Genomic DNA, 26,082 nt, shown 5'->3' on the forward strand with positions numbered 1-26,082 from the left:
GGTAAAGTGAGACCCAGGCTTTAGCTGCAACTAAAGCCTTCTTTTACAGTAGTTCGATTGAATGTTGGCTCCTCTATTGAGAGACCGGTAACAAGAATGAACGCAGTAAAAGACCCCAAGCACCACACTCGAATAGTCTACCGGGCCTCGAGCCCGCATTTTGCAAGCATGAGTTAGCTTATATGAATACCAAAACAAATCAAAGCATCAACATTGGTGTCGATACCGGCAAGTTTCAGCTCGATATTTATATACGACCTTTAGATATTCACTTCACTGTCAAAAATGACGAGCAAGGGATCCGTAACGCGATTCAAAAGATAAAGCCATACAAACCTGAACGTATCGTTATTGAGGCCACTGGCAGGCTCGAGATGCCATTCATTCTTGCATGCTCCAAAGCAAGTTTACCGTTTGTTATTGCCAACCCCATTCATGTGAAACGCTTCGCCGGTGCAATTGGCCAACGAGCCAAAACCGATAAACTAGACGCCAAGCTGATTGCACACTACGGCGCAGCAATCAAGCCGCCTCTATCTAAGCTAAAGCCCGAATCTATGCGGCTTATGAGCGATTTGGTCGCAAGAAGAAACCAACTGCTTGTCATGCAGACCATGGAGAAAAACAGGCTACATAATTTGCACAAAGAACTGGCGATGACAATAAAACCGATCCTAACCGCCTTCAAAAATCAGATCCAAAAAATTGAAAATAAAATCATCAAACTGATCGAATCATGCCCTGAATATCAGGCAAAGAACTCTCTATTACAAAGTATGAAAGGGATCGGGAAAATCGCCGCTGCCTCTATCATCAGCAACTTGCCTGAACTCGGTTACATGACCAACAAACAAGCCTCTGCATTGGTTGGTGTCGCGCCAGTTAATCGCGAAAGCGGCCGCTTCAAAGGGATGCGAAAAATACAAGGTGGCCGCCACTAGGTTAGGACTGTTTTATATATGGCTATGATGTCAGCCATCCAATCCAACCCTGTTTTCAAAGCGCAATATCAAAAGCTGGTCACATCAGGAAAACCGAAAAAAGTGGCCTTAATTGCCTGTGTTAGAAAGATGGTCGTTACCTTGAACTCGATGCTCAGAGACCGAACAATGTGGGAAGCGCCAATTGCTGAAATTTAGTTATTGACGCCATAGTCTCTTGTTAGGCTTATTCTGCCATAGAGTTCATAGTCTTACGTCGTTTTGCTTGAATAATTACGAATGTTTGAGGTGTTGTTGTACTATCACATTTAATAACTTCTAGTGGACATTCATTTGGTTCTAAATCATAAATCTCTTGCCAATTTTCTAAAATTTCTCGCCAGACAACATTCGTGATTCTTTCTTTGTTGAACCACGATGCTAGTTCCCACCTATCTATGATGCAGAACCCTTGATGCCACAGTTGATCAAGCTTAGTTTCCAACGCAATTTTATATCTTTTCTGTAAAGCCATTTCAAAATCCTCTTGATAGATGCTGAAGATCATTAAAACACATAAGAAAAAATATGCAAATTTAATTTTTTTTATATTTATGTAGCGAAATTTACAGCTTAATCCGATAGCCTAACGCCTTGCTAACAAGCGATAACGCCATTCCGCTTAACTTTAATATTGTGCCTTAAACAAGGAAACCATATTGAGACTGAGATCGCCAAGCGTTAGGAGTCTTTGTTAAGCAATTTGTTAGGGCTTTGTTTTAAAGAATTTTTCTTCCGCTTTATCCAAGAACGATTGGTAGTAAGTTAATCCTAACTCTGCTATTTCAACGGGATGAGTCGATTTGAGTGCTACTCCCATATGTTCTCTTGGTGGATTATACCAATTACCCGAGTTTTTAATTTTTAAAGCAACAACTGTTGGCGGGTGATCTGCTACTATCATCGGATCTCCCTCGTAGTGAACCACCTGTCCGTTTACAATGCGCATATCTTTAATATGACCACCATTTGGGTTAACGAAATTCATAGTGCGGTGACCAGGTTTAACTTCAGTCACCTCTTGTATTGAGTGGTTGTCTGCATCACGAGCTTGCTTAAGATACTTTAGTAATTGGTCTTTACGGCGATCTTTAGAAAATTGACCTTGCCATGGTTGAAAAGTATTCCGACAATGTTGGCAACCACGCTCCGCCTTGTTCCAAACTTTCTCTAGACTATTGAGAAAGCTTCGCCACTCTTCTTCGAATATCTCGAAATTGTCGGCGGACTTCATGTTTTCAATAGCTCTTTTGGCAGATCTGAGCTCTGCTTTTGCAGCTTTTAAAGTCATTTCAATTTCCTTCACTTTCTCTCTGAGCCCTAACAACTTATTCTGCACCACTATGGTAGTTTATAACACACCAAAGCGGCGCATATTACATACCTTCAGAATTCCACCAATAATTGCTAATATAAACAGGCAGATAACACGACAGCAAATTCCAGCTTGTCACTTTACCCAAAGCGGCGAGTAATAATGTTATAGGACAAAATCAGGCACTTTGTAAAAAGGCTTACATAGTTTTGTTCGCTACCGACTCCCTTTCTTCGCTCTAGGCCGCACTTAGGGCATTTACTTTAACTCATCTTGGGGCAGAAACGAGTTACGCTTTTAGGTCCGCTTCTGGCACAAAGCTCCTACTCACTGTCAGATCAGATTCAACCCTAAAAATCAGATCTGACAGTTCAAGTTAAGACTGATTCATGAATAGTCTCCAAGCAAAGCGAGCTTTAGTGCCAAGCGTGCGTAACTTTGTTGGTTACGACTGATTCATAATGACCATAAACTGTCGTGCAATCCTGAGAGTATCTTCGACCTGAGCTTTAGCTTTGTTATTACACGGTATTTCTTGAGAACGCTCATGCATTTTAACATCGACAAATGTGTTGGCCCCACTCCCCATATTGTTCATTGGGTGTGCAAGGATGAGTTGTCCAGCTTTCTTAGACGCCACTTCGAGCTCATTGCGTACATTTGGTTTTAAGTACTTACATTTTTCATCCAAATGGATACTAAGACGGTTATGTTGTTGCATTTCCACAATTTTATCAAAGAAAGCCCGCTCCATATCTGCTGAGCCTGCAAAACTTGCAGCAGATGTTAAGGCAGCAGCTGCCAATAGTAACTTTTTCATTAAGGTCCTTTTTTCCTTGCAGTTATTGATAGTGTTTTAAAATGATTTTTGCGATATCAATTTTACTTTGCACGTATGTCTCGACACCTTCGTCGCAATGATATAACTCAGCACGTTCTTTCATCGTCGCAGAGAGAAACGGGTTGCCCAGTGACTTAACCTTATTAAGTGGATGAAGCGTAATCTCATCCCCCAAAGCTTTAATGGCCTGATCTAGCAGCAGACGATCCGAGGAGCTCAAGAACTTACACTTATCATCGAGATGTGCAGCCAGGAAGCTATGTTGTTGGATTTCGACATACTTGTCTAAGACTTCGGCTTCGCTCTCTTGGGACTGTGTCCCCAGACTTATTAGCAGTAAGGGGACAGCCAGGTACTTCATTTGTGGATCCCTAAAATTTCAATTTATTACAATGCCAGATTGGCGAACTCATCACCAAAACCTGCAGCCGGTTACTTCACCGGGTATTTTTACTAGATGTGAACTTATTCAGCACACATACCACTTCCGTTATTTGGTATGTAAGAAGCAGTGAAGCGGCGACATTATCGCCATTATTACGCACTGATAAAACCATTATCTGAGTAACCCCCTGATATTTATGACTCAAATCAATATGGTGACCACACAAGGAACTGCCAGCTCTGGTTTACTTAATTTATTTCATCAAAAACGAACCGAATAACAAGTAACCCCCGTGCTGGGCAGACAAAGCCTGTCTATTTGGCATAAGTGTCGGTGCCCCTGTTTTACTTTACCGCCAGCCAGGCTAACGCAGCTCCAGTGTCACAATATCCTTGTCTGCTTCAAGATCTGAATAAACAACCCCAGCTTCATTAAAGTCCGACACAATGCCATCAGGGGCAGGAAGAGTACGTATCAACTGCGAGGTTTTACCCTCTGTTGATATTTGCCTTAGGTGATACACAGACGCGCTATGTTCTATGAGCAGCCACAGCGCATTTTTATGCCATTTGTGCGCGACGATCCGTTGATGCTCTGGTGCAGCAAAAATGGTTTGTCCATTTCCTCTTTGTACCCCGCGTTTAGTCACCACAAAGTGCCCGGCGTTGGTCACCACGAGCCTCCCTTTTTTCAGTGTGCGCTTATGTATGGGGTCGTGACCCTCTGCATACTCAAACCACAGAGTTTCATCCGCGCTCTTGCGTTCAAATAAAATACGCGACCCTTGGTCCAGCCACTGAGTCGGAGTGCCAACAATCTGAGTTTCATTAACTGCTTGGTGATTATTTTGCTGCCACTCAACCGTGGTCAATAACCCGTTTCGTGCAAACGCGAGCTTAGTTTCATTTTCATTCCATACTGGCTGGGATAAAGCAAGGTGTTGCTGTTGATTTGCATAGACTAACCATTCACGTCCGTCAGTCAGCGCTTTAACAAATATTTGCGCATACCCATTGCGGTTTGAGACAAATGTTACATATTTGCCTGACGGAGAAAGACTGACTAGCCACGTATGACGATTCGAATTGCTAAGGCGCTGCGCTTCGCCCTGTTCATACCAATGAATATAGGCGTCACCCTGCAGTTTTGTCTGTGTAAAAGTGAGTAATTTACCATTGGGTGAAACACTTGGAAAATGCAGAAAATCGTAATTTTCAAACGCAATATCTTTAAGCTGATTGCTTTCATCCAGAAATTGCAGATGTTTGCCATCACTCAGTAAGTAGCCATTTAGCGCTTCAACATAGTTAATGAAGTACCAATTAGGCCCAAGATCTGCAATCACCTCACTTTTCCCATCCGTCAGGCTGAACCTTTTAATGATTGAGTGCCGCTGCCGATCAAAACCCAGCACAGTGAGTGAGTTTTTATCAGCTGATAGTGCAATACGATAAGGGTTAAACTGCTCAGTGGGACTGAGCAAAACCTCTGTTTTCCCAGTGTTTAAATCACCAAGATAGATGCGGTTGACTGCTTCATGCTTTGCCAGGAAGTATACATTCTGGCCCAATGTCACGAACGTGCTGATACCAATTTTCCCGGCCAGGTCAAAATGAATCTGACGGGATTCCACCTGAAAATGACTGTCAAACAACACACTCTCAAACTGCAAGTGGTCAGGCTGCTGAACTGCATACACCAGACGATATCCAGCTGATGCAGGGTTGGCTTCAGCCCAGGAAAAATAACGGATATCTGCATTGTGCTCCCATATTTTTTGGCTATGAGAACGATCAGCGGCAGTGAGCCAAATCTCAGTGGCATTTGGGTCGTCAGCGTTCGCTTTTAAATACACGATTGCTTTGCTGTCTGGCGTAAACCGGCTGTAATACTCATTTTGCGGGCTTGCCGTTAAAGGCTGAATATTTTCAACTTCAGGTGGATTCGAAGCCGAACTTTGAAGCATGACTGAAAACAACCAAATACATATCAGTGCAACCGAGCTAACGGTGAGCACCATTGTTTTTAGATGTCCTTTTTCGCGCCTGGGTTGCTGCAAAGTTGAAGAGAGTGTCTGTTGCTCTGATGAGAGTGAACCTCGCTCGGCAACATGACGTACGTCAGCATACAATGCATACCCTCTTTTGGGGTGAGTCTTTAGTACTGTTTTATCATGGTCATTCAGTGCAATTCTGATTTGACTAATGGCCCTTCGGATCGAAACCGGGCTATAGATAGAGCGAGGCCATACATGCGAAAAAATTGTCTGTGGGCTTAACACCGCGTTTGCATTGTTCGCCAACATGACGAGTACATCCATTACTTTTGGTTCAAGACGCGACACCAACTGACCCTGGAACAGCTCTCCGGTGTAAGGTGACACCCGCGTTTCATTAAGCCAAAACTGCGCTTTATCAGACTCATCGAGATTGTCATTCAGCTCTGATTGGCTTGGGCCGTTCAAGTTCAAAATACTGTATTCCTTACTTATTTTTTCTTAATCAAATCCGTACGAAACCTTAATGCTTTGTGCATCGCCAAAAGTACAATGCACAGGCACATTGCTCGTGAAACGCTAAATTAGCACGATTTATCTATCGATTCTAACGACAAAACAAAGGCAGGTAATAATGAACAGTGAGCGATTAGTGCATTCATCCAGGTTTGCTTTAATGGGTATTCTCACCTTTTTAATGCTAACGAGTGCAAATTTATTGGCAAATGAAGAGCAGAGTTTTGACAAACCTGCACACTTGCAAGCATTGATTGAAATGTTGCAAAGCCCTAAATCAGAGGCCATAGAACACTACGTCGATTTGTATTTTCATTCAGACGCACTGAATAGATGGGGAGGAGAAGGAAGACAAAGGTACATTGGCTGGCTTAAGTCTGTTAAACACCGTCATCAGTCAATGCAAGTTCATAAAACTCTGCCGCAAGACCCAGAGCGCTCAACAGTAAGGGGCAACATGCTCTCAAAAAGTACAGAGCTGATTTACACAGTCACCGCAAACCTCTCGACTGAGAAACCGCATAAAGTAACCGGGCTTTACCTAACCCCACAACAGCCAAGCATTTTGAGCAATAACCAGCGCTTAACCAAAGCTGAGTTAGCAGAAAAACTGAGTGAATATATCAATAAAATAGCAAACAACGGAGCTTTCTCGGGTACTGTCCTATTGGCAGACAGTGAGGGCGTGTTATATCAAAGCGCAAAAGGGCTCGCTGAGCGACGCTTTAGCGTGCCTAATAATCTCCAAACTAAGTTTAACCTGGGGAGTATTAGCAAAATGTTCACCGGAGTCAGTGTGCTACAGCTCGTTGAAGCGGGAAAGCTATCATTGCAGGATCCGGTGGTGAAATACCTTAACAGGGATTACTTTGGCAAAGGCGCATTTGAAAAGGTCACCATTGCACATCTGCTCAGCCATACTTCAGGGCTGGGTTATCCGAGCTATCCGAAAACCCATCCTAATGATTTACGCAATCTGAGCGATCATTTACCTTTTTTAAAGTACCTGCCGCTTACAGCCGAACCCGGCACACGCTTCAGGTACAGTAATGAGGGGATGATTTTATTAGGATTAGTCATAGAGTCCATAACTCAGGAGTCTTACGATACTTATGTAAAAGAGCACATATTCGACAAAGCTGGGATGCCTAACACGGGTAACTATGATGTTGATGGCGTAACGCCAAATATGGCAATGGGATATTTCTACTCCGACAAATTAAACTCCATGCAATCTAACTGGTTTATTCATGCAATTAAAGGAAACTCAGCAGGCGGTAGCTATTCCACCATTAAAGACCTTTATGCTTTCTCCAAGACATTGACCAGCCACAAGTTACTGTCGAGTCATTATAGCGAATTGGCCTACAGCGCAAAGCCTGAATTCAATTCAGCTCGCTATGGTTATGGATTTGGTATCTGGGAGGGTAAAAACGGCAAAGTCATAGGACACAGCGGCGCATTCATTGGGGTCAGTGCAGAATTTAGGGTTTTTCTGGAAAAGGACTTAGTGCTGATTATTCTCGCTAACCAGGATGACGCCACGACGCCTGTACTGACCGTTGCCAATTATCTAATTGAGCATTTATAGTGCCAAGCTAACTAGATGCGAAGCTGTGCTTAGACGAAAGCTTTGCAAGCTCGGGTGTGGGGAATGTTTGCAGCCCCATACCGATATGAACTACCCCATGACGCTCCATACAGCACAGGCACCTCGTTGGCCTTGGACCTTAGTAGTCATTTTCACTCGCAGCCACATAACACTTGATGCCAACCATGACCGCGCTTGCAATAGAAATCAAAAACACAATGACTTCGAGATAAGGTTCATCATACTCCCGATTGCTAAGCACTAAATAGCTTACTAGGTTGAACACTAAAAAGGTGGTCACACTGCCAACAAAAAACGATTTCTTAGATGTGAACTTTTTTAGCACACATACCACTTCCGTTATTTTGTACGTCAGAAGTAGTGAAGCGACGATCATTATTTCCATTATTACTCACTTATAAAGCTGTAATCTGAGTCCCCCCCAGATATATAATTCAAATCAAGTTGATGGCCAGACAAGGAACTGCTTAAACTGTCTTGCCCGATTTACTTTGTAAAAAGACTAACCGAATAACAACACCACAGTTCCCAAAAGAAATATACGGGTGTTTCAGTAATCCTTGCGCGCACTGGTAGTGCTGGGTGTCTGCTTGCTTTAGCTTATTTTGCTAATCTTCACTCAATGGTTTCATTTAAAATCGCTTTCAGTCGTTTACAACCTCCCTTTAACAGGCATTAAAACGCACAACCCAAGACTTTAAAATTGCAAAATAATCAATAAAAACAACACATTGACACAAATATTAAAATCTAATAGCATTGCGATCGGTAATAGAAAATACCATAAATAGACATTCAATAAGGAGTTGTTTAAATGAATAAAATGTCTGCTTCTGCTCTACTTTTATCTACCCTGGTAATGAGTGGCCAATCATTCGCTACCGATTATAATATCACCAAAGAAAGACAACCTAATAGAATGCTGGTATTAAGCTCTGCTGGTGGACTTTCCAGTGAGTTATTTTATGTATTGAACATGGATTTAAGAGATATTCCATATAGAGACAAAACAGGGACAATCACAGGTATCAGCTACGTCTCTGCAAATTTCTCAGAGTCGACCACCGAAACGGCTGAGTTGTGCTACTATCGAGCGTATACCAATAACCCTATTAAGTGTGTTGAGATACAGCCAAATTCTTCAGGTCATGTGACCGCATTTAATGGCTTTGAATTCAAAGCGGGTATTACAGCATCAATCGTGCATCGTGTAGATGCAACAGGTAGTTTCCATTACCTTGAGCCGAACAGAAAGGAAAGTGTGACATTCCACTATTCGGCCAACTAAGTCAAATTTAGCCCCTTATTTAATAAGGGGTTATCTCATTTTTGGGACAGTAAATATGGATATATCAGACACCCGATGGCACGCAAAAACGCAAGCCTCACCTGCTAACTCACATCGCTCGAATACGACTACCAGCCAGAGCAGCACACAAAGTACACAGGTGTCAGTTTCTTCACTGGCAGTGAGACTTAAAGAAGCACAGCAAGCCATTGACGCCGCCCGTTTGACTCAACAACCCTTTACTCAGAACAAAAGTGTGTCAACGTGGCAAGCTCAGAACGAACAAACAGCGATTGGCTCGGCTAAGTTCGAGTTTGAGCAACTGTCCAAATCTCAGCTGGAGACCATCGCTATGGACCCCAGTAATACCTTTTCAGAGGCAGAAAAGGTTGCCGCTTATGAACAATGGCATGCGCTTGATCAACGCGCGCTGTCCGAGTTGAAGCGACATTCACTCAAAGATGATAATGCCGCGGCATCTTTTGAAACTGCGTTAGACACACATTACCAGGCGTTTTCAGATCTCGCTAAAGCGATGCTCCCCGATAATTACATATCGCAAGCACAGTCACACTTTGAGTCTGCAGTACAAGATATGAGCCTGTCTGCGCAAGCAAAGGGTAGTGAATCTGAGCAATACTATGCGCTTATGGTAGCAGACTTGTTTGGCGGCAATGAACCTAAAGTACAAAACGGCGCACAAGGTATGTCTTTAAACAACTTAGAGCGCAGCAATTATGAATTTTTGACCCAGCAAGACAGGGATGTACTGGCTGACATGTATCAATATGCGGATCAAAATGACATAGACTTTACCTACATTAAAAAACTCGCCAGTGATCTTGGCAACTACAGGCGGCATGACGACGGCAAGTTACTGGGTAATTTCAATGAAGGGCATTTTAATGCCGACGGCCAAAAGCTGACAGTCGGATTTACACAAAAAGATCAAGCCACAATAGGTCGCCTGACGAACAGTGGTGCCTTGTCTGACAGTGCCCTGGACAAAGGCTTTGTGTCTTTTATCACGCAGCCCGGTCTAGGCGCGCTCTCTCACCGGGGTAGCTACCAATTTCTGGCACACATGGCAGAAGTAACGGCGGGTATGCCTGCCAGTGACTCGCCCGCGCAGTTTAAAACTTTCACTGAAGCAAATAGCACCAGCGAGCGCTATGTTATCTCCCACTCTGAAGAACGCATTTCACTCCCCGAGCCGGATGTCTCATGCAAAAACGGAGTCTGTGAGGTCACTGAAAAAGGCCGTAAAAATGGTGTAACGTTAGCGCAAGACAGCCCCGGCTTTGCGCCACCGGCTGAGCTGGACCTCGCTCAATTTGATGCCTTATATCAGCTGAGAAATGACCCAGATACTCAGAAGTCAGCCTGGTTTGAATGGTTTTTTGACAAGTAATTTAGTGACTTTTGGCGGGCGTTTTTTGGCGAATAAGCTCAAAGGTGGGCTAAAAATCGATAAGTGAAGCTGATATCACTGAGTGTCTGCGTGTTTCGGACGTACCAGGTGCTAAGTCTAGTTGCTAAGGCTGTGACTGAAATGACTGCCTTTCTTTAAGGTATAGATACAGTGGCAGCCCAAACGATACGCCGACGAACAAAGTCCCCAACACAGCAAAATACCGGTGCTTCACTTTGTGCCTTTCGCCATCCACTAAGATAAAACCTAATAAAGCAATCGCCGCAACCAAAACATCAAGCCAAGCAAATACACTAATTGGGTTTGCCGCCGCTTCACTAAAAAAAAGACCAATATCCAGGCCATTGGTTGCTACCCAAGGAACAAGCGCGCCATAAGGTAGCAAAATTCCTAGCACGGCCAGAACCAGATAAAACCTTACCATTTAGTCACCCTTGACTGGCGCAAAATAGCAGGCTGAAGTTAGCGGCGAAGAAGCGCAAGCCTGCTGTTTTTTGTCATTTAGTTAAAGTGCTTTTTAGATTGAAAATCACTCAATGGTTGTATTATTTAAAGAGTAGTTCCAGACTTTGTAAAAATAAAAAGCGTAACCTAACCCAAGAGTAATTATGGATATGATAATCCATAAGATTACATGGCCTATATTTCCAAAGATATCAGTATAGCATACCATTTGCCTTGGGTTTCCGTTGTCATCAATGACTTTTGAACGATTAATTATAAATTTAGAGAATGAGTACGGGAAAAAGAAAGCACCAATACCAAATGTTATTAATATTAAAATAAACCAAAGTATTAAATGACCTAGAATATCTAATGTCCCTACATCTGCCTGAATTCTCATTTTTACTCCTTTTTCTATTTTTGCCAAACACTTCAGTATTTATGCTTGAACATTACACATAATCTCCTGTTGATCTGGGCCTTTGCCTGTACGCCGTATCCGGCTGGTGTGATTTATACTAAGGGGATTGGTTTTTGATGAGTAACTTTTGTTTTGAATCGTTTGTGACTTAATCCGTTACAACGTGACTCATTCCCTGCCTGAACAACGTTATCTATGCGTATCATTAGACCCTCTTTTTTCCTGTTTAGCAAGGGGTCTTGATTTAGGAACAGCATGACTATCTCTCCCTTACACATTGCATTGACAAGATGGTCGCACCGCTATATCCATTTGCCAGACAACCATAGTGGCGTAGTCTTATAAATCCTTTTGGTAGCGCATGTGAAAAATAACGCAGGATAATACCTTTTGACTACATTTCCCGGATGACGGAGTGGTTTGTGTGATTTGGTGGAGTGGTTTGTGTGAATTGGTGGCGTTGTTCGTCAGATTTGTTCGAAACAAGGCACTTCTGGGTGGTGTTTAAGTAGATCCCGGCTCGCAAGCGTCCGGGATGACCGGGTTGTTTGGACGTGAAGGGGTTGTTTGTGAATTGGTGGCGTTGTTCGTCAGATTTGTTCGAAACAAGGCACGTCTGGGTGGTGTTTAAGTAGATCCCGGCTCGCAAGCGTCCGGGATGAAGATAGAAACTATCAGCCTTACATGTCGAACCACTCCAATCTTGTGAGTAAATAATGACTCAGCGATTAGTTAACCTGGCTATCCCCGTCAGGAAACTTCAAACAAAACACACTACCCGCTTCTGAGCTGGAAACACTCAGTTCAATATCCAGTTTTTCACACAAGCGCTTAACCATAGACAGGCCCATGCCCATTCCTTTGCTGTCGGGGCCTTTTGCCCCTGGCTCAAACAGGGTCTTTAGCTGCTGCTTCGCAATCCCCTGCCCCGTATCCGCAACCATAAGGGTTTGTGTGCTGGCGCTGATAGTCACCACCCCACTGTGGATATGGGTAAATGCGTTACCGACCAGGTTATTTAGTAGTAGTTGCAGGGCACTCGGTGCAATGGGCAGCGTGACGGAGGTTGCGACTTCCACCTCTACATCAATGTCTTTATCGGCGATTTTCTCAGCCTGATTTAAGATCACCAGCTCCACCACCGGCAGCACGCGGGTCTGTGCTGTGGTTAAGGTTTCTTCTCTGGCCAAAGCCAGCAGCACCTCAAGGCTTTGCGTGATTTGATGCTGGGCATCTGCTATCCGGCCCACCAGCTCGGCTTGTTTGTCATCCAGCGGTGTTTGTTTAAGTAAAGTGAGCGAGCTTTGTGTTATCGCAACGGGCGTTCTTAATTCATGAGAAACGTCGCGGGTAAATGCCTGCTCTCGATTGATAAAACGTCGTATTCTTGCCAGTGCCTGCTCCAGCGTTTTAGCAAATGCGCCAATTTCATCATTGACAAATTGCCCCGAAAAATTCTGTGGCAACCGCTCAACCGGCGCATCTTCTACTATTTTAACTAAAGTATCCAAAGGCTTAACCAGGCGTTTTGCCATCATTAAAGAGACAAAAGCCAGCACCAGCGCCACAACCAGCACACCACCAAACAAGATCAGTATAAATGTCAGCATACCGCCTTTAATCTTGCGCACCACCAGCTGCTCGCTCACCTCGGCCACTAAGTAACCGTTTGGTATTTTCTTAAGGTGATAATGGGCCTCGCCTTCGCCGCTAAATTCAATACGGTTTGGCTCTTGCGCAAGCACGTCCTGTACAGCCTTTGGCAAGTCCGTTAGCTTGGGATAATACTGAATGAACGCCAGCCTGGATTTGGCTTGCTCGCCTGCTGCAAGTTGCGTGGCAATAGTTTGAGCTTCATCGTTCAGCAAAGCGATAAAAAAGCGGTCTTCAATGCTATAAGCAAACAAAAAGCTCGCTGCACCAAACAAGGCGCTAATGAACAGCGCAATCCCCACAAAAAAAACCAGGATCCGATTGCGTAACTGAGTGGCTTTCACAGGTCGCTTATCCTTCTATATCAAGCGCAAAACCGATGCCATGAATGGTTTTGATGATCGGACTGACAAACGGCTTATCAATGGCCTTACGAAGTTGATAGATGTGGGAGCGCAGTGCATCGGAATCGGTCGGTTCATCACCCCAAATACGGTCACACAACTCACTGCGACTGAGCGCCCTTGGGTGGTGCTCCATCAGCAAGCGCAGAATTTTAAACGGGATTGGTTGTAACGTAACGGGGGTTTCGGCACGCTCAACTTGCTGAGTCTGACTATTAAGCGACAGAGCCTGTTCCCCCTCCCCCAAGCGTAGTGTGTGCTCACTGTTAAGCAGGTGCCTTCTGGCCAGGGCATTGCAACGCACCCACAGCTCTTCGAGCGCAAATGGTTTAGTCAGGTAATCGTCTGCACCAAGAGAAAAACCGCTGAGCTTGTCGTCCAGTGTATCGCGGGCTGTCAGCATGATGATGGGAATATGGCGATTGGCATCTGTACGTAATTGCCGACAGACAGCCAATCCATCCATTTTGGGTAGCATCACATCTAGGACCACACAATCGTAAAATTGTTCCAGCGCCAGTTTCGCTCCCAGCTCTCCAGTGTGTGCAAAGTCCACCACAGCACCCTGTGATTCAAAATATTCGCCGATGTTACGGCTCAGATCCTGATTATCTTCAATGAGCAGTACTTTTATTTGTGCCATCCCGGCCACCATACTAATAAACAAGTGACTATAGACTAGTGCAAGGTTCGTGAAAACAATGTGAAATACACTTCAGTGGGTGTGCAACCAGCGGCGAACATAATCTAACGATAAATACGCGTGTTTTAATTGCAGCCAGGAGTCACGTGACTGCTGCCAGTGCCATTGCTCATCGGCTATTTTCCTAAGGGAACAGCTATCCTGTGCGCGACTATAAAACAGCAGATCTTCGGCGGCAGTTAACTTTGGCAGTGTGTCGGCCTGCATCGTCATGGTATGTTCGATTTGCGTACGCAGATTAAGAATTAGGGCAATGATTTTGCTTGTTGGTGGTTGGCTGTCCAGTAGTGTCAGCAGCGATTGTTCTTTGCTTAAGGCAGGCACCGCATTGAGCTCAGTAAACACGCTACTGAGTGTCTCGGTCAGCACCTGTCTTTGGCCCTGAGGCAGCGTACAAAACCAGCTGGTCAGTTGTTGAAGTGGCGGCGCCATCATATCTCCTGGTTAGTCCTTTTATTGGTCGCCAGTTTATCATGCCCTGCTTATTTCGTAAAAATCGCGATTGTTATGTGGGTAAAAAACCTCGCCTTGCTCATCCATTTTGCTTTACAACAAATCAAGCGAATATTGGCTTTTGTAAACATAAAAAGCGGTTACGGCCTCAAAATAATATGCGGATTGTGACGTAGGCAGGCAAATTATAGAAATTGGCCCACCAGCACGGGTATAAAACTAGATTAGGTGCTGAGAAGCACTAAACCAGGACAAAATACGAAGAGATCATATCAATTTGCTTAATTAAGTGTTCTATTTTGAGGCAAGAAAATAGGGTCGATAACTAGGCAAAAATTTGGACATTTAGTTGCTCTAAATGAGAAATTTTTAACGCCGTTAGCGTCATATTTGCTCCTTCAAATTGAACAAGTATTAAGTGAAATTGATATTAAGCACGACTGGCTGAGCGACGCCTGCCCAGCGGGCTTTTGGTTAAAAAGCCAGTTTTTTTGATTGATCACTGTCCTTTGCATGGCACAGCCTGATGAAACCACTTAGCTATCCAACGGAACGGGTTTGGTCTGGGATCCAGTTCAACCATCAGGTTAAAACTGTAGCCCTTGCGGTAATGCGTTCTGATCACGTCAACCCCAAGTTTGTGTTTGGAAACACAGCGCCTTAACTCGGACACAGCCCGATTTATAGCATTGTTGTCGACATACTCTTGTTGCCAGATCTCCCGGCACAATTCATCCCGGCCAATCACCCTATCTCTATGACAGATAAAATATTCTAATAAGTCATAGATAAGAGGCTCAAGGCGCACGCTTTCACCACAATATGTTAACAACCTTTTCCTTTTGTGAAGCTCATAGGGCCCAAATACTGCACGGCTAAAGTCAGCATCATATTTATCATTTAACTTCATAATGATAGACACACTTCCTTTGACGTTTTGAGTTATCAAGCACATTTAGTGTAGCGTCTGACTGGGGTTTTTGAAATCCGATTTGCGATGAAAGCACATGACTTTTGTTAATAGAAAAATTATTGAGTTGTCCGTGCTTGAGTGCAAGGAATTATTCACATTGAACAACTAGAACACAAATATAAAACAAAAATGATACATCTGAGGGTATCAGATTGCTCTGGGCAAATTATTCCCCACCTTTTATACCGTTATTGGTTACAATGGACATAAAACAACCACTCATTCAGCTATTAGTAAATTTCATAATTATTGCGGTTGGGGCAAACCTCACCCCAGTTACCGCAATATACTTCACTGAATAACGCGTTACAGCGTGGCAAGCATGGCCTTAATTTTGGCATTGTCGGGGTAGGCCTTTTGAGCGCGTAATAGGCTGGATTTTGCCTCAGCCTGATTATTTTGCCGAACATGGGCCTTAGCAATCGTCAGCTCAATCATAGGATGGTTAAACTGCGACTGTACAAAGGTCATCAGCTCTATGGCATGGTGCAGCTGCAATTGAGTGGTAGCAAACTTGGCTTGATACACTCCCAGCATGGCCAGCATCTGGACATCATAAGTGTCTGGCGACTTGTTGAATTGTGCCACAGCGGCCGCTTTGTCTCTAAATAGCAGCTCGGCCAGTTTTACGCTTTGATCGTCCTTATAAACGGGCTCACTGACCTCCTCTATACCCAAGGCACGCACCATAGCAACCGCCGTATCTGCGGTTGAAAAGGGATTCTGGCCGGTGATCAGGCGACCGTCAATGGTGACCTGGTTGAGCATTAAGCCATCTTGCTCAAATAAACCGCCACGCTCCTTGAGCTTATCCTCCAGTAAAAACTCAAACTGTGGACGCCATTTTTTACCAAACGCGGTTTCTTCGAGATTGGTAAAGCCATTTACTCTTCGGCCATCGACCAGGTAGTCGCCGTTGCTCAGTTTCACGTCAACCAGTGCCGCCGGGCCGTGGCACACGGCACCAACCACGCCCTGCTGCTCATAAATTTCCCGGATCAGGCGCTGCAACTCGTTATCCTGGTGCAAGTCAAACATGGGTCCTTTGCCCCCCACAATGAATACCCCGTCGAATGATTGCCCATTAAGACTGGCAAGCTTAACGGTATCAGACAGCGCGCTCATCGCCTGCTGGTCGTTTAGAAACGCCTGGTTGTAGGACTTATCCTTGTTGTACTCATCAGCCAGTGGCTGGCCACCCGCCGGCGAGGCCAGCGTGACCTGAATGCCATTGTTACTGAATACCTGGTAGGCTTTACTCAGCTCATCAAATTCAAAACCAGGCTGAGTGGTTTTGCCATCAACCTGCTTACCATAACTACTTAACACCATGAGTACATGTGGCTCGTCTGCGGCAATGGCCGAATTAATAGCACCTGCGCTTACCAGCGACCATAAAGATGTAACTATCAGTGGTCTTTTCATCATTGAGTCTCCTTTGTTTGGACAGACTCAGCGTATCCCTGCTACTGTGAAGCCACCGTGAAATTAGTCACTCATCAACATTGATGCACCATCAAATCGACAACGCGCTTTGGCAGCAATATCAGCAGGTTTGGTTTCGGCCTTACGGAGCGCTGCCAGCAACACTTTACGGCGCAATTATCAGCTTGTGGAACCCCAACGGCGCAAAACAAACGCAGGCCAAAAACCGCCGTTTCCAGCACCTGATGTACCAGGCAATCAAGCGCAGGGGCTATCAGATGCATGCCATGTGGGGGGCCAATGCCAGTCTGGATTATCGTGAATTCAGTGTCCTGATACTCTGTTCCGAGCGCACCGCCGCGCGCCTGGCTGCTTTGTGCGCCCAGAAGGCCTACTATTTTGTGGATGATAAACAAGTCTGGTTGTGTAACACGTATAACCCTCAACAGCGTGTGCAACTTGGCACATCCTTCAGAGCCCGTCTAACCTATGATGCGCTACCTAACCACAATCACGCGATTGTGAGTCGCTGAGCCTGGCGCCACTAGGCCAGGCTCTGAGTGTGCTCCTGAGCAAACTCGCTGCACCAGATCTCCAACTCTTCCAGTGACATAGGTTTGGCATACACATAACCCTGTACCAGGTCGCATTCCATGGCTTTTAAGCCTTCGAGCTGAGCCACATGTTCAACCCCTTCGGCAATCACCGACAGCCCCAGGCTGGCGGCCATGGATAATATCGCGCGTACCAGGTTTTGTGAGTCCGGGGCATGTGCAAACTCGTGAATAAAGCTCTTATCAATTTTAATGGTGTTGATGGGGAAGCGGCGCAAATAACTTAACGAAGAGTACCCTGTACCAAAATCGTCTATCGACAGGTGAGCGCCTGTTGCCCTGAGCCCCTCAAGCCAGGCCAGGATCGCCTGGTCGTCATCCAGTAAAATGCTCTCGGTGATCTCAAGTGCCAGATTAGCCGGCTTAAACCCGGTCTGGCGCAGAATATGACGCAAAGTTGTGGCATTAAACCCAAGCCGATACTGCTGGCTGGAAATATTGGCCGACAAACAACAATCCAGGCCCAGTTTAGTGTTTAACGCAGCAATGTCTGAGGTGGAGCGCATCAGCATCCACTCGCCCAGCTCAGAGATCAGGCCGCTTTCTTCGGCAACCGGAATAAACTCATCAGGCGCAATAAACTGGTCATGATGCGGCCAGCGGGTCAGGGCCTCAAAGCCATACAACTGGCCCGTTTGAAGCTCAATAATGGGCTGGTAGAATACTGCCAGCTCGTTGTTTGCAATGGCTTTGCGCAGCAATTGCTCCAGCTCAACACGACGGTTAACCTGCTGCTGCATGGATGGCGCAAAATAGTGATACTGATTACGGCCACTTTCTTTGGCCTTGTACATGGCAAGGTCGGCCCGGCGCAGGATCTCCTGCTGCTCGTTGGCATCATCAGGCATGATGGCAATACCAATGCTGGCACCGCTGATCACCTCAAAGCCATTAATGTTAAATGGCTGAGCCAGTGATGTGAGGATCTTTTCTGCAACTTTTGCGGCGTCTTCCACTTCACTTATCTGACTCAGCAGCAACACAAATTCATCGCCCCCAAAGCGGGCCAGGGTGTCTGTGCGTCGTACCAAATGGTTAAGCCGGTTGGCGACTTCCAGCAGCAAGTTATCGCCGGCGTCATGCCCCATCGTATCGTTAATCCGTTTAAACCTGTCCAGGTCAATAAACAGCAAAGCACTCAGGTGTGGCTGGCGTTCAATTTGTTTCAGATCCTGGCAGATCCTGTCCAGTAACAGGCGTCGGTTTGGCAGCCCGGTTAATGCATCATACATGGCCTGATAAGCAATTTTGGCCTCCTGCTCTTTGCGCTCCGTCATATCGGAAAGCACCGCAATGTATTGCTGGACCTGTCCCTGTTCATCCTCAACCGCACTGATGGCCAGCCACTCGGGATAAATGGTGCCATCTTTACGCCGGTTCCAGATCTCGGCGGCCCACTCTCCTTTGGTTTCAAGCGTATGCCACATATGTTCATAAAAACGTTTATCATGACGCCCCGAGCTGAGCAGGTTCGGTTTTTTGCCTAATACTTCCTGCTCCGGATAGCCGGTTATGCGGGTAAAGGCCGGATTGACCGCCGTTATTTCAAGGTTGGCGTTGGTGGTCATGATCCCTTCCTGGGTCGCCTGATACACCGCCGCTGCGGTCTTCAGCTCAGCTTCAACTTCTTTAAACTCAGTGACATCCACGCTGATATAAACATATCCGCCGTCTTCGGTGCGGGCGTGACGGATCTGCAGCCAGCGCCCGTGCGCCGTTTTTTGCAATCGTTGTGGCGTATCACTTTGCTCATGCACAAACTCAGCATGGCGCAGTTGCCACTCATTCAGCGTTTGCGGAAACTGAGTGCGACATGCTACGCCATAGTGGCGAAGCCAGCACTGGTTGGTCAGCATCAGGGTGCCTTCGCTGTCGTAAAGTGCAAACCCTTCCTGCAGCCGCTCAATGGCGTCATGCAGCAACTGGCTGGCCTGCAGTGCACGGTTTTTTGCCTTGTTTAAACGCTGCAAAATAAACAACAGCATCAGCAGCAAAACCACCGCCAGGCCAAATAACTGCTCGCTCAGCGTCCGGGTTTGGCGCAACTGAGCGCCGTGCAAATCCATTTGTGCCCGATACAGCCGGGCAAAGGCTTCTTTGCTGTTAATGGCCAGATACTCCTGACGGGTTGCCCGCACCTGACGATAGTAATCGACTGCAACCTGAATATGATTGACGAAGCGACGGCTAAGCAGTGCGTGCTCAGGTTCGGTTACCGTCGCCTGTGCCAAAGTGCGGATCCGGGTATCCAGCAGCAGTTCATCCAGCGACTGTCCAGAGGTGACCAGGCTTGCCAGTATGGTGCTGCCAAGCAGTGCCTGAGGGTGATTAGACGCAACCATTTCATCAAGCACCACCGGCAGGTAGGTCAGGCCATTTCGCATCCCTACCGCCTGGGTTTTTAATTGCTCCATAAGCACCATTTTATGCCTGAGCAACCTCAGATATGCCAGATACTCAATGCCTGCCTGGCGCGTTTGCTGCCTCTGTACCAGCTGCTGCAATGTCCTGTCTAGCTGCTGTAGTTCGTCAAAATGGCGCAAGCTGCCCACACTGAGTTCAAGCGCAAACTTATCTAATTTGGCATCGATGGATTTGGCATCAAACAAATGCGACACCTGCTCGTGCTGACGCTCGCCGGTGGCAATATGCGCACGGAAGAAGTACACCATTAATGCCGTCAGCACCACGACTAACAAGCACTGGCCTATCACCGGCAAGTTGATCTTTACGTTACGCTTCATGGCGTCATTTCCTGATGATGCCCAACCAGACTTTCGAGAAAGGCCGCAATGGCTGCAAGCTCTGCCTTACTGAGCGAGCGACCAAGCTGATAGCGGGCCATAGTATCAATGGCGCCTTCGAGGCTTTGCTCACTACCATCATGAAAAAAATAAGCCTGTCTGGCTGCCAGACGTAAACCCGGTACCTTAAAGGTAAACTTATCGGCTTCACGCTTTGTGACGTTGTACCTGCCATAATCTGCGGGCTCGATTGGGGTGCCGCGATCGCCAAAATAGTCACCAAACGTGCCCATTTTAGCAAACATATTACCGCCCACATTTTTACCCTGATGGCAATTGATACACCCATAATACTTAAACAAATGATAGCCTTCCTGAGCCTGCTCAGACAAAGGCCCTTTACCTTGCAACCACAAATCAAACGGCGCATTCAGGGTGATCAGACTGCGCTCATAATGGGCAATGGCGTCGCTGATGGCATCACTCGACAGGCCGCCCTTGTATACCTGCTCAAACGCGCTGACAAATGACTTATCCTCGTTGAGTGTGGCGATTAGCTCAGGCCAGGTTGTTGCAAATTCCTTGGGGTTTTCTACGGGCAGCGTGACCTGCGCTTTTAAATCTATCGCCTTGCCATCCCAGGCCTGACGAATATTGAATACTGAGTTGTACACTGTGGGTGCCCTTACATCGCCAAGCCGTCCGGCTACGCCCTTTGAGCGCGGCACCTTATCGGCGCCATGGGTTGCCAGCTGATGACAAGATGCGCAGCTCACTTCGTTAGAGCGCGACAGTCGGGTGTCAAAAAACAGCTGCCGCCCCAGAGCCACTTTACGCTCATCCGTTGCGACACTATGTAAAGGTAAAATGGGTTCGGCTGCTATACACACTGAACTGCTTAGTAATGCCCAAATCAGAAATCTCAGTATCACGCTTTAGTACCACTCACAGGGGCTAAACACCTTACTAATGTAGCAATTGCAAGTGTCGGCTGATTTGATTTGGAATAAAGAAACCGCTATCTAAAACGCATAGCGCTCAGCTTCGGCCAGTTAATCGCACCTTATTTAACTCCGCCGACAATAAATTCTGATAACGAGAGGTGCAACTTAAAATTTTGTCTAAACTTGTGAGATAAGAAGCTTTTTTACTTTAGTTTATGCAATTAAAAACACGCCTGATGGTGATCCTGGGTTTAACTGCGCTGGCCCCAATGCTGGTGATTTTTTTGCTGGCAATGCTGCACAGCACCGAGCAGGCAAAACGCCTGAGTATCTCGGCTGCCCAGGCCAAAGTGTATAACGCCGCAGCCATCTTTGACCGTTACTTTGCCAAGCGCAAAAGCGAAGTGGCCACGTTGGCACGTCAGCCCACCTTAAAAACCATGAACTTTGAGCAAATCGCGCCCATTTTACACAGTGAAAAAGCCGCCCATCAGCAAACCTACGAGAAGTTCATACTTGGCCGGCCCGACGGCAGCTTTCATAACACCGAAGGCGGCAACCCTTTTCAAAACATGCTCAGAACATTTGACGACAAAGCCCCCGACTCGCGTAAAAGAACCATTACACGGCGCGACTACTGGCAACAAACCATTGGCCGCAATGTCAATCAAAAAGCCGAAGTGTATGTATCTGAACCCATGATCTCCTACACCACGGGCGTCAAACAAATTGTGGTGGCCGCTACCATACTGGCAAACGATGGTAAGGTGGCCGGTTTACTTGGTGGCAGTGTTCCCTGGCGTGAAATAGACCGGCTGGTGCAGGCGGTGTCTAAACAGGTTGTACATCAATTTTACGACAATGCCCGATTTATGCTGGTTTCCCAGGAAGGCATTTACATGTACCACTGGCAGCCGGACAAAATCATTCAGCTCAAACGCGAGCAAGGGCAGTTTGTGGTTAATGACATTGGTGAGAGAATTGCCATTCGTTTAAAGGTCACTGAAGAGGCTGATCCACAACTACAAGAAATCGGCCTGAAAATGATCGCCGGGTTTAACGGCTACGCTAAGTTAGCGCAAACCCCTGCCCGTCCTAAGTCGTACATTTTTTATGCCCCGGTAAAATCCGCAGGCTACAGCATTGCCTTAACTTTGCCTGAGCATGTGGTGTTTGCCCCTGTGTACGCGTTACGTCAGCAGCTGCTTATCATTCTGGGGTTTGCCGTGGCGATTTCATTACTGGTTGCCTGGCGTTTTTCCAACAGTATTTATCAGCCCATTGCGAAGCTTACCAAGGCCGCACAGGCACTAACCCAGGGCAACTTTAATGTGTCGTTATCTACCCGGGGTAAAGACGAGCTGGCCAATCTCGGCCGTGCCTTTGCCCAAATGCGCGATAAAGTGTTCCAGCGCGAATCCGAACTGGAACAACGGGTCGATGAGCGCACTGAAGCTTTGGAGCTGGCGAAGCTGGCCGCGGAAGAAGCCGCCAATGCCAAAAGCCGTTTTCTGGCCAATATGAGTCATGAAATACGCACGCCAATGAATGGCATTTTGGGCACTTTGCAGTTGCTGAACCAACAAAACAACTTCAACGAAGAGCAGGCTACGCTTATCCGGGTTGCCAATGAATCTGGGCAGAGCCTGCTGACGCTTATCAACGACATTCTCGACATTTCTAAGTTAGATCAGGGCGAGGTGTCGCTGTATTTTGAACCCTTTGATCTGTACGCTGTATTGCACCATCTGGAACAGCTGTTTAGCGAAAAGGTCATCGAAAAGCGGCTGCGTTTTCAATTGGTGATCGGTGACACTGTGCCCAAAGAGGTGGTAACCGATAAACACCGTCTGCAACAAGTACTACTGAACCTGCTCAATAATGCCATCAAGTTCACCCACGAAGGCTATATCCGGCTGGAAGTCGAAAATATTGGCAATATGGAGCAGGTAATGCTCAAGTTTACTGTTGCTGACAGCGGCATTGGCATTGCAAAAGATAAGCTCCCGCATATCTTTAATCCCTTTTATCAGGAAGACGAAAGTACTACCCGGCGATACGGTGGCTCCGGGCTGGGCCTGAGTATTTGTCAGCAGATCATTGAGCTGTGCGGCGGCCACCTCAACTGCCAGTCACAACAAGGAGAAGGCACACAATTTGACTTTAACTGGCCTGTTTCGCCGTGTTGCCTGATCTATTCCGAAGACAGCGATCAGATAACACTGGGCGCACTTCATGGCCATGTTTTGCTCGCAGAAGACAATGCGGTCAACCAGATTGTCACCAAAGCCATTTTGGAAAAACTGGGCCTGAGTGTCACCATAGTCACCGATGGCCAGCAGGCGCTGCAACAGCTGGAAAAAGAACATTATGATCTGGTTCTGATGGACATGCACATGCCCAATATGGATGGCATAGAGGCCACCAAAGCGATCCGCAAAATGCCGCAGCACCTGCAGCTGACCATTATTGCACTGACCGCCAACGTACTGATCAAAGACATTGAAGCCTGCTTTGCCGCCGGTATGGACGACTACATCAGTAAGCCCATCGCGCTGGAGCAACTCAAAACCGTGCTCGATAAATGGCTAGCGGTAAAAAATGGCTAACCAGATAGTTTCCTGCTCAGGATCGGTCCAGCTAACTTTATGCTTACAGTGCGCGGGAATGTTGAGGTGATCTCCGGCGCTCAGGCGCTCAACCCGGCCATCTTCAAAGGTTAATTCACCTGCACCTTGCAGTACCAGAACCCACTCATGCTCATCCTGATCGTACCAACCCTGAGGTGGCGAGGTATGTCCTTTGGATACAATGCGCTCTATTTTGAGCTGCTCATGAGACAGTAATGTCTGGAAGACTTCGTTGCTGAGGTCTGCGGGAATATCAGAAAACAGGTTATTCATTGCTCACCGGTGTATTTTAAAAAACATATCGTAACTTAGGCGAACTAAAAAGAGAATGAATTGAAAGGGAAGAGAGATTTGGTGGAGCTAGGCGGGATCGAACCGCCGACCTCTTGCATGCCATGCAAGCGCTCTCCCAGCTGAGCTATAGCCCCAAATCGACGACAAAGATACTAGAAGATTTTTCTGCCTTTGAAAACCCCCAAATGTAACTTTTTTAAAGTAATTAGGCTGTTAGATTAATTTTCAGCCAAACAGGGCGATATTTACTATCGCCCTGTTTGGTTGTGCTGCTGCAAATGCGCCCAGGGGTTGCTTAGTGCAGGAGTTGTAATGCGGCTTCAAGCTGTTGTTTAAGCTCGGTATTTGTCAGCTCGCCTGCTTCTGAGTCGAAGTTATCGAAAAAGCTAGGCACCGACAGACTAGCTTTAACGTCTGCGGCAAAGAAAGGAGCCGATCCCACCGCCGATGCCAGCACGCTCTGTGCGCCACCCGGGCCCGGCGATGTTGCCATCATCAGCATCGGCGTATTCTGGTAAACCTGTTTATCTATGCGCGACGTCCAGTCAAACAAGTTCTTGTAAGCGGCGGAATAACTGCCATTGTGCTCGGCGAAAGACACAACGATTGCATCGGCGGCACCAATTTTGGCAAAAAAGCGCTGGGCCTGATCCGGAATGCCGCTCTGGGTCTCGCGCTCAATGCTGTAAATCGGCATTTCGTAGTCATTCAGGTCAAGCACTTCAACTTCGGCATTAGGGATCAACGAAGCTGCATAACTGGCTAACTGTTGGTTGATTGACTGGCGACTGTTACTGGCTGCAAATACTAAAACTTTCATGGTGTTACCCTCTCACAATAAGTCTGAATTTAGATTCACCTGACGCCACACTTCACGCTGTGTTTGCCTCAAGCTGATGACAACCAGTGTATATTAGGTTTTAATAATGATTAATAGAGCAAAAGTAAAGTTACTATTTCCATATGAATAACAATCTTTTTGAAGGCATAGAGATCTTCACTGAAGTGGTCGAGAGCCAGAGCTTTATTGCCGCAGCCCAGAAGCTGGGTCACTCGCCTTCTCATATCAGCAAAGTGATTGCCCGGCTTGAGGAGCGGCTGGGTGTCCGGCTGTTAAATCGCACCACCCGCACCCTGGCTTTGACGCCCGAGGGTGAATCGTATTACCAAAACTGTACCCGGCTTATCCAGGATGCGCAGGCAGCCGCTCAACAGCTGAATGTGGCCGATGATATCCCGCGCGGCACGCTGAAAATCACCTGTCCGGTGGCATTCAGCACGGATTACTTGCAACCTGTTTTGGCCGAGTATCTGAATCGTTATCCTAATGTCTCGCTTGAATGGGATCTTGAAGACAAAGCCGTTGATGTGATTGGCGATGGCTATGATCTGGCGGTACGGGCAACGCCTCAGCTGGAGGAATCCAGCCTGATCTGTAAACGGGTCTATCGATGCAAGACCTATATTGTTGCCAGCCCGGATTATCTCAGCCGGTTTGGGCAGCCACATCACCCCAAGGAGTTACAAAAACACCACAGCATTTGTTATAGCAACCTCAAAACCCCCGACCGCTGGGAGTTTAAAGATAAACAGGGTAACGCATTTCATGTGGACGTAAGGCAAAGGATCTTATGTAACAATGGTCATATGCAAACCGCCATGGCACGCGACGGAATAGGCATTGCGCGTCTGCCCGCCTTTTATGTCGACAGCTTAATCGCACAGCAGCAGCTCGTCACTCTGTTTCCCGACTACCCGCAGCCCGATGTGAATGTGTATGTGGTGTATCCCAGCCGCCGCCACCTCTCACCCAAAGTACGGCACTTTATTGATCTGTTGACGGAGCATTTTGAGCACATTCTCGAATCGCGACCGGTATTTTGAACCTGTCGTGCCCTGTCGCCAGGGTGATTTTCATCCTGGCAAACAAACCACATAGTTGCCATCAATTACGCAACCTGCCTGATGCAATTTGCGTCCTGAGTCAGATCGGCGCCGCAACAGCACACAGTATA

General features: G+C 46.6%; 23 protein-coding genes, 1 tRNA gene and 1 pseudogene. 7 read left to right on the forward strand and 18 right to left on the reverse strand.

Annotated elements, in window-relative coordinates:
• The first annotated feature begins 182 nt into the window (after window positions 1-182).
• A pseudogene (locus TW77_RS05845) lies at window positions 183-1,139 on the forward strand (IS110 family transposase).
• 28 nt (window positions 1,140-1,167) lie between these two features.
• Here the strand turns inward: TW77_RS05845 and TW77_RS05850 are convergent.
• From TW77_RS05850 to TW77_RS05870, 5 genes are all read right to left on the reverse strand, one after another.
• Window positions 1,168-1,455 carry a hypothetical protein gene (locus TW77_RS05850; RefSeq protein WP_156158604.1) on the reverse strand — a complete coding sequence of 96 codons (288 nt, stop codon included), beginning with the start codon at window positions 1,453-1,455 and terminating at the stop codon, window positions 1,168-1,170.
• 231 nt (window positions 1,456-1,686) lie between these two features.
• The gene (locus TW77_RS05855) at window positions 1,687-2,271 is read right to left on the reverse strand and encodes a hypothetical protein (protein WP_046004029.1); all 585 of its coding nucleotides are present in this window, start codon (window positions 2,269-2,271) and stop codon (window positions 1,687-1,689) included.
• Window positions 2,272-2,740: 469 nt separating this feature from the next.
• Window positions 2,741-3,115, reverse strand: coding sequence for a hypothetical protein (locus tag TW77_RS05860; RefSeq protein WP_046004030.1), 375 nt, complete (start codon window positions 3,113-3,115; stop codon window positions 2,741-2,743).
• 22 nt (window positions 3,116-3,137) lie between these two features.
• Complete coding sequence (locus TW77_RS05865) at window positions 3,138-3,497, reverse strand: hypothetical protein (protein ID WP_046004031.1); 360 nt, start codon at window positions 3,495-3,497, stop codon at window positions 3,138-3,140.
• A gap of 388 nt (window positions 3,498-3,885) precedes the next feature.
• Window positions 3,886-5,991 carry a winged helix-turn-helix domain-containing protein gene (locus tag TW77_RS05870; RefSeq protein ID WP_046004032.1) on the reverse strand — a complete coding sequence of 702 codons (2,106 nt, stop codon included), beginning with the start codon at window positions 5,989-5,991 and terminating at the stop codon, window positions 3,886-3,888.
• Between the two features lie 160 nt (window positions 5,992-6,151).
• Between TW77_RS05870 and TW77_RS05875 the strand changes: the two genes are divergently transcribed.
• Window positions 6,152-7,624, forward strand: a complete 1,473-nt coding sequence (locus TW77_RS05875) for a serine hydrolase domain-containing protein (RefSeq protein ID WP_052713056.1) — start codon at window positions 6,152-6,154, stop codon at window positions 7,622-7,624.
• A 139-nt stretch (window positions 7,625-7,763) separates the two neighbouring features.
• Here the strand turns inward: TW77_RS05875 and TW77_RS05880 are convergent, their stop codons facing one another.
• On the reverse strand, window positions 7,764-8,030 hold the full coding sequence (locus TW77_RS05880) for a hypothetical protein (RefSeq protein ID WP_156158605.1): 267 nt from the start codon (window positions 8,028-8,030) through the stop codon (window positions 7,764-7,766).
• A gap of 429 nt (window positions 8,031-8,459) precedes the next feature.
• Here TW77_RS05880 and TW77_RS05885 point away from each other — a divergent pair, with 429 nt between their 5' ends.
• Both TW77_RS05885 and TW77_RS05890 read left to right on the forward strand, forming a co-directional pair.
• Entirely contained in the window at window positions 8,460-8,933 is a 474-nt protein-coding gene (locus TW77_RS05885; protein ID WP_046004034.1) for a hypothetical protein, read from the forward strand.
• A gap of 55 nt (window positions 8,934-8,988) precedes the next feature.
• Window positions 8,989-10,344, forward strand: coding sequence for a hypothetical protein (locus TW77_RS05890; RefSeq protein WP_046004035.1), 1,356 nt, complete (start codon window positions 8,989-8,991; stop codon window positions 10,342-10,344).
• Window positions 10,345-10,468: 124 nt separating this feature from the next.
• Here TW77_RS05890 and TW77_RS05895 read toward each other — a convergent pair whose 3' ends face one another.
• The 7 genes from TW77_RS05895 to TW77_RS05925 all read right to left on the reverse strand — a co-directional run bounded on the left by TW77_RS05895 (window position 10,469) and on the right by TW77_RS05925 (window position 16,844).
• Window positions 10,469-10,789, reverse strand: coding sequence for a DUF2834 domain-containing protein (locus TW77_RS05895; protein ID WP_046004036.1), 321 nt, complete (start codon window positions 10,787-10,789; stop codon window positions 10,469-10,471).
• Between the two features lie 105 nt (window positions 10,790-10,894).
• A complete protein-coding gene (locus TW77_RS05900) occupies window positions 10,895-11,209 on the reverse strand; it encodes a DUF6693 family protein (RefSeq protein WP_046004037.1) in 315 nt (104 codons plus the stop codon).
• A 749-nt stretch (window positions 11,210-11,958) separates the two neighbouring features.
• Window positions 11,959-13,227, reverse strand: a complete 1,269-nt coding sequence (locus TW77_RS05905; protein ID WP_046004038.1) for a sensor histidine kinase — start codon at window positions 13,225-13,227, stop codon at window positions 11,959-11,961.
• Between the two features lie 7 nt (window positions 13,228-13,234).
• Window positions 13,235-13,930 carry a response regulator transcription factor gene (locus TW77_RS05910; protein ID WP_082078847.1) on the reverse strand — a complete coding sequence of 232 codons (696 nt, stop codon included), beginning with the start codon at window positions 13,928-13,930 and terminating at the stop codon, window positions 13,235-13,237.
• A 72-nt stretch (window positions 13,931-14,002) separates the two neighbouring features.
• Window positions 14,003-14,422: a hypothetical protein gene (locus TW77_RS05915; RefSeq protein ID WP_046004040.1), complete on the reverse strand. Its 420-nt coding sequence runs from the start codon at window positions 14,420-14,422 to the stop codon at window positions 14,003-14,005.
• Between the two features lie 520 nt (window positions 14,423-14,942).
• Window positions 14,943-15,275: a winged helix-turn-helix domain-containing protein gene (locus TW77_RS05920; RefSeq protein WP_162197945.1), complete on the reverse strand. Its 333-nt coding sequence runs from the start codon at window positions 15,273-15,275 to the stop codon at window positions 14,943-14,945.
• 447 nt (window positions 15,276-15,722) lie between these two features.
• Window positions 15,723-16,844 carry a type 1 glutamine amidotransferase domain-containing protein gene (locus TW77_RS05925; protein ID WP_240479458.1) on the reverse strand — a complete coding sequence of 374 codons (1,122 nt, stop codon included), beginning with the start codon at window positions 16,842-16,844 and terminating at the stop codon, window positions 15,723-15,725.
• Between the two features lie 80 nt (window positions 16,845-16,924).
• On the opposite strand from TW77_RS05925, the gene TW77_RS05930 reads away from it, so the two are divergent.
• Window positions 16,925-17,374: a DUF3293 domain-containing protein gene (locus TW77_RS05930; protein ID WP_046004042.1), complete on the forward strand. Its 450-nt coding sequence runs from the start codon at window positions 16,925-16,927 to the stop codon at window positions 17,372-17,374.
• An 11-nt stretch (window positions 17,375-17,385) separates the two neighbouring features.
• Here the strand turns inward: TW77_RS05930 and TW77_RS05935 are convergent, their stop codons facing one another.
• Window positions 17,386-20,199, reverse strand: coding sequence for an EAL domain-containing protein (locus tag TW77_RS05935; RefSeq protein WP_052713057.1), 2,814 nt, complete (start codon window positions 20,197-20,199; stop codon window positions 17,386-17,388).
• Entirely contained in the window at window positions 20,196-21,089 is an 894-nt protein-coding gene (locus tag TW77_RS05940) for a cytochrome-c peroxidase (protein ID WP_240479459.1), read from the reverse strand. Before TW77_RS05940 ends, TW77_RS05935 begins: the two co-directional genes overlap by 4 nt.
• Before the next feature lie 269 nt (window positions 21,090-21,358).
• Here TW77_RS05940 and TW77_RS24145 point away from each other — a divergent pair, with 269 nt between their 5' ends.
• Complete coding sequence (locus TW77_RS24145) at window positions 21,359-23,752, forward strand: ATP-binding protein (RefSeq protein WP_052713058.1); 2,394 nt, start codon at window positions 21,359-21,361, stop codon at window positions 23,750-23,752.
• Here the strand turns inward: TW77_RS24145 and TW77_RS05950 are convergent.
• From TW77_RS05950 to TW77_RS05960, 3 genes are all read right to left on the reverse strand, one after another.
• Window positions 23,732-24,046, reverse strand: coding sequence for a cupin domain-containing protein (locus TW77_RS05950; protein WP_046004044.1), 315 nt, complete (start codon window positions 24,044-24,046; stop codon window positions 23,732-23,734). The genes TW77_RS24145 and TW77_RS05950 overlap by 21 nt on opposite strands.
• A 79-nt stretch (window positions 24,047-24,125) precedes the next feature.
• A tRNA-Ala gene (locus tag TW77_RS05955) sits at window positions 24,126-24,201 on the reverse strand.
• Between the two features lie 161 nt (window positions 24,202-24,362).
• The gene (locus TW77_RS05960; RefSeq protein ID WP_046004045.1) at window positions 24,363-24,887 is read right to left on the reverse strand and encodes an NADPH-dependent FMN reductase; all 525 of its coding nucleotides are present in this window, start codon (window positions 24,885-24,887) and stop codon (window positions 24,363-24,365) included.
• 143 nt (window positions 24,888-25,030) lie between these two features.
• Between TW77_RS05960 and TW77_RS05965 the strand changes: the two genes are divergently transcribed.
• Window positions 25,031-25,951, forward strand: coding sequence for a LysR family transcriptional regulator (locus TW77_RS05965; protein WP_046004046.1), 921 nt, complete (start codon window positions 25,031-25,033; stop codon window positions 25,949-25,951).
• Window positions 25,952-26,082 lie beyond the last annotated feature (131 nt).

Origin of the sequence: Pseudoalteromonas rubra, from assembly GCF_000967655.1 — a bacterium.
GTDB classification, from domain to species: domain Bacteria; phylum Pseudomonadota; class Gammaproteobacteria; order Enterobacterales; family Alteromonadaceae; genus Pseudoalteromonas; species Pseudoalteromonas rubra_A.